General features: G+C 64.4%; 2 protein-coding genes. Both read left to right on the forward strand.

The features are described 5' to 3' along the window. Window positions 1-179 precede the first annotated feature (179 nt). Window positions 180-1187 (forward strand): LacI family DNA-binding transcriptional regulator, encoded by a 1008-nt coding sequence (locus AC5RVY_RS19030; protein ID WP_493956251.1) that lies wholly within the window; start codon window positions 180-182, stop codon window positions 1185-1187. A gap of 118 nt (window positions 1188-1305) precedes the next feature. Further along, a complete protein-coding gene (locus AC5RVY_RS19035) occupies window positions 1306-4350 on the forward strand; it encodes a glycoside hydrolase family 2 TIM barrel-domain containing protein (protein WP_493956252.1) in 3045 nt (1014 codons plus the stop codon). Window positions 4351-4780 lie beyond the last annotated feature (430 nt).

Consider the following 4780-nt stretch of genomic DNA (forward strand, 5'->3'; position numbering starts at 1 on the left):
CGGGAGGGTGTGGGAGAGTAGGTCACCGCCGGACACACATTAGGTCGAGGCCCCAACCAGCACAGGTTGGGGCCTCCCACATTTAACAACCCAAACCACACAACAGTCCCCACCGGCAGGGCCGGGACCGGGGGTTGGGAAAACCCGGGCGGCTCCGGCTCCCGCCTAGACTTACCGTTATGGCATCACGTCCCCGCGAACCCCGCATCCGACGGGCAACGATCCTGGATGTCGCGGCCGCCGCAGGTGTTTCCCGGCAGACCGTAACGCGGGCCATGAACGATATGCCTGGGATCAGCCCGGCCACGCGGGAGCGCGTACAACAACTCGCGGCAGAGCTTGGCTACACCCCCAGCCGCTTCGCCAGGGGCCTGGTTCAGGGGGCCCGGATCTCCCTGGGGCTGGCCATCCCTGACCTCACCAACCCGTACTTCCCGGCCTTCGCGTCCAGCGTCGTGGAGGTAGCGACGCAGCGCGGCTGGAACGTTGTGGTGGATGATTTCGGCCACGGCAGCGGGAATGGCTTAGACGCGGTGAGACGCCTGTCGCCGCAGGTGGATGCCCTCGTGGGATATCTCGGTGCGTGCTCCCACGACGCCCAGGCCCTGATGGGCCGGCGGCCGGTGGTGGTGCTTGATTACCCTGCCGGTCATGCTGCGGGCAGCATCTGCTTCGACTATCTGCACGGCGCCAGGCTTGCCCTGCATCACTTCGAACAGGATCATCGCCGACGGATCGCCTACGTTGACTCAAACCAAGAGGGGACAGCTACCACCCGCGGTGCTGCCGTCGCCGCGGCTGCCGCCCAGGCCGGCACCGAACTCGTCGTCCGTCAGAGCAAAGACTCCGCACCCGCAGCCCGTGACGCCGTCCGGTCACTGCTTAAGGAGCACTCTGGTATCGATGGGCTTTTGGTGTTCAACGACCTGATGGCAGCCGGGGCACTGAAGGCGCTGGCCGACGCCGGAAGGAGCGTTCCCGGGGACTGTGCGGTGATAGGGATGGATGGAATACCCCTGGGTGAACTCCTGACGCCGGAGCTGACCACGCTGGCACTCGACTTAAGGGCGGTAGGCCGTTCCGCCGTCGACCTCGTGGACAATCTTCTCAGCGGCGCCATTCAAGCCGGAAGCGACGACGCCAAGCTGGTCCTCATGCACCAATTGGTGCTCCGCAAATCTGCCTGAGACCCTACTCAAAATGATCACCTGCCGGTACGCTTGTCTTCGCTACGTGAACGTTCACGTTGCAATGCCGGCACCGTCCGCCTGGCGCCCCCGAATAGCCCATGAAGCAAGGAAGCCCATGTCAGCTCAATCCCCTTCCGTCCTCACCGGCAACTCCCCGGAAAACGCCGGCCGGAAGTCCCACAGCCTGGAGGTTGGCGCGGAAGCCACGGCGAATCTCGCTTCACTGGAACCCGCGAAAGGAACCTTGCCGCCCCGGGCGTACCTTAATAGCGACGCGCCCCGTCAGTTCCTGAACGGGGAATGGCAATTCAGGCTCAGCCCCGGGATCCGGGTTGCCCCTGAAGACGGCTGGCAGCTGGGCGGGGACTTGCAGGGGTTCGGCAACCTGCCGGTGCCATCGAGCTGGCCCATGCACGGCCATGGCGCCCCGGCCTACACCAATGTCCAGTTCCCGTTTGCAGTGGAGCCGCCGCATGTGCCGGAGGTGAACCCCATTGGCGATCACGTGGTGGTCTTCCAGGCCGGGCCCGAATTCCTGCCACATGCGCTGCTGCGGTTCGACGGGATCGAGTCCGCCGGAACGGTGTGGCTGAATGGAGTGGAACTCGGCACCACACGCGGGAGCAGGCTGGCCCATGAATTCGACGTCACCGGGATCCTGAAGCAAGGGAAGAACACCCTGGCCGTGCGGGTGGCTCAGTTTTCCGCCGCCAGTTATGCCGAGGATCAGGACATGTGGTGGCTGCCCGGTATCTTCCGGGACGTCACCCTCCAGGCCCGCCCGGTCGACGGAGTTGACGATGTTTTTGTGCACGCTGCCTACGATCACCGCTCCGGCGAAGGCGTCCTGATGCTGGAGGCGACCCGGGGCGGGCAGGGGATTGACGCCGTCGTACGCGTTCCCGAACTGGGCTTGGAACTGGCCGCCGGCACCGAGGTCCGAATCGCCGGCGTTGAACCTTGGTCCGCGGAGGTGCCCCGGCTGTATGAGGCAACCGTCAGCACGCCCGGCGAGACCGTAACGCTGCAGGTGGGCTTCCGGAGCATTGCCATTGAAGATGCACAGTTCAAGGTCAACGGACGGCGGATCCTGCTGCGGGGCGTCAACCGCCACGAGCACCACCCGCGCCTTGGCCGCGTTGTACCGCGTGACGTTGTGGAGGCTGAACTGCGGTTGATGAAGCAGCACAACATCAACGCCATCCGGACGTCCCACTACCCGCCCCACCCCGAGTTCCTGGCCCTCGCAGACCAACTCGGCTTCTACGTTGTGCTGGAGTGCGACCTTGAAACGCATGGCTTTGAGAGCGCGGGCTGGGCCCAAAACCCGAGCGATGATCCGGCATGGGAGGAGGCCTTGGTGGACCGCATGCACCGCACCGTGGAGCGGGACAAGAACCACCCCGCGGTGATTATGTGGTCACTGGGCAACGAGGCCGGCACGGGCAGGAATCTCGCCGCGATGTCGCGGTGGGCCAAGCACCGGGATCCTTCGCGACCCATCCACTACGAGGGCGACTGGTCCTCCGCGCACGTTGATGTGTACTCGCGGATGTACGCCAGCCAGGCGGAAACGGCGCTGATCGGGCAGGGAATTGAGCCGCCGCTTGACGATGCTGCCCTGGATGCGCGGCGCAGGAGCATGCCATTTGTGCTTTGCGAGTATGTGCACGCCATGGGCAACGGACCGGGCGGCATGAGTGAATACCAGGAACTCTTCGAGAAGTTTCCGCGCCTGATGGGCGGCTTCGTGTGGGAATGGCTCGAACACGGCATCACCGTTACATCCCCCGACGGCGCCGAGCACTACGCGTACGGGGGCGACTTCGGTGAGGAAGTCCACGACGGTAACTTTGTCACTGACGGCCTGGTGGACGCCGACCGGAACCCGCGGCCGGGGCTGCTCGACTTCAAGAAGGTCATCGAGCCCCTCCGCATTACGGTGGCGCAGGACTGGTCCGGCTTTACGCTCCGCAACGGCCACGACTTCGCGGACACTTCTGCGTTCAGCTTCCAGTACGCGGTGAGGGCCGACGGCGATGCAGCCGGCGGCGGCACGATGCTCGACGGCGGTGCCGTGGACGTTGCGCCGGTGCCGGCCCAGGGTGAAGCAGCTGTGCAGCTGCCGGACAGTGTTGCGTCTTTGTTGACGACACTGCCCGAGGGCCACGCCGCAGCCCTCACCGTAAGCGCAGTCCTCACCGCTGAAACAGCATGGGCTCCGGCCGGACATGAAGTTGCCTGGGGACAAGCGGTTCATCGTGTGGGCTCCCTTGCCAAGCCCTTGCCGGCCGAGCCGGTACGCGTTCAGGACATTGAACTTCAGCTGGGGCCGGTGCTGTTCAACCGGATTACCGGCATGCCCACCTCAATTGGCGGCATAGCCGTAGAGAAGCTGGCGTTGGCATTGTGGTGGCCGCCCACAGACAACGACCTTGGCCGGGAATGGGGTGGGTTTGACGAGCGCCCCCTAGCCAGCCAGTGGAAGGATGCCCGGCTGAACCTGCTCCACAGCCGGTTGCTGGGAATCAGCGCCGAAGCCCGCCCGGAAGGCGGAGAAGCACTGATCGTCCGTACCCGTGTGGGCGCGGCAGATAAGCAATACGGCGTGTTGGTGGACTACACCTGGACCAGTGATGGTGAAACCGTGGCGCTTCGGACCCGCATCCGGCCGGACGGCTCCTGGGTCGACCGCGGTTTTGAGGTGGAATGGGCGCGGATCGGACTGGAACTGGTGTTGGCTGAGCAGGCTGCATCCGTGAGCTGGTTCGGGCAGGGCCCGCATCAGAGTTACCCGGACACCGGGCAAGGAACGCGGATGGGCTGGTTCTCACTGCCCCTGAAGGAGATGGACGTGGAGTACGTCCGGCCCCAGGAATCAGGGGCCCGGTCCGGCGTCGAGTCCGCGGCAGTGCAGCTTGGCGACCGGACACTCCTCATCCATGGCGAACCGTTTGCGCTCACCGTCCGGCCCTACAGCCAACAGGTTCTGGACGCCGCGGAGCACCGGCCGGATTTGGCGCCTGACGGGCGGACCTACCTCTACCTGGACCATGCGCTGAGGGGAGTGGGAACCGCCGCCTGCGGCCCCGGCGTCCTGGAGCAGTACCGCCTTAAGCCTCGGGACGCCGACTTCACACTGGTGCTTTCGGTGCGCTAGCTGTGAGCGCGCGGGTGTGCACGGCCGGGTTATGGGTGTGAGGTAGTGCATATTTGTTTTTGGGTGTGGTTTTTGGGTGGTGTGGGTGGGGGTTTGCCTTTGTTGTGGGGGTTTTTGGGGGTGTGGGTGGGTGTTGGGGTGGATTTGCGGGGTGGGGTGTGGGGGTGTATTGTTTTTTGAGTCGCCGCCGCTGATGCGGAAAGTTTGCGGCCAACCCCCCTTTTTTGAACAGCCTGAGAAATGGTGCGCTTTGGGTGCGCCGTTTGTGGGTGGGGGCCGGGTGTTTGGGGAGTTGCGGGTCGCGGTTACGTTGATTTGCAAAGCTTCCAGGGTTCGGGTAAGTTTGAAAAGTTGCTCCGGAGCGATCTTGAACGTTTGTTTGGGTGGTGCCGGGTGTGTCTGTTGTTTGAGAACTCAATAGTGTGCCAAG

It is taken from the genome of Arthrobacter sp. Ha26 (assembly GCF_059091705.1).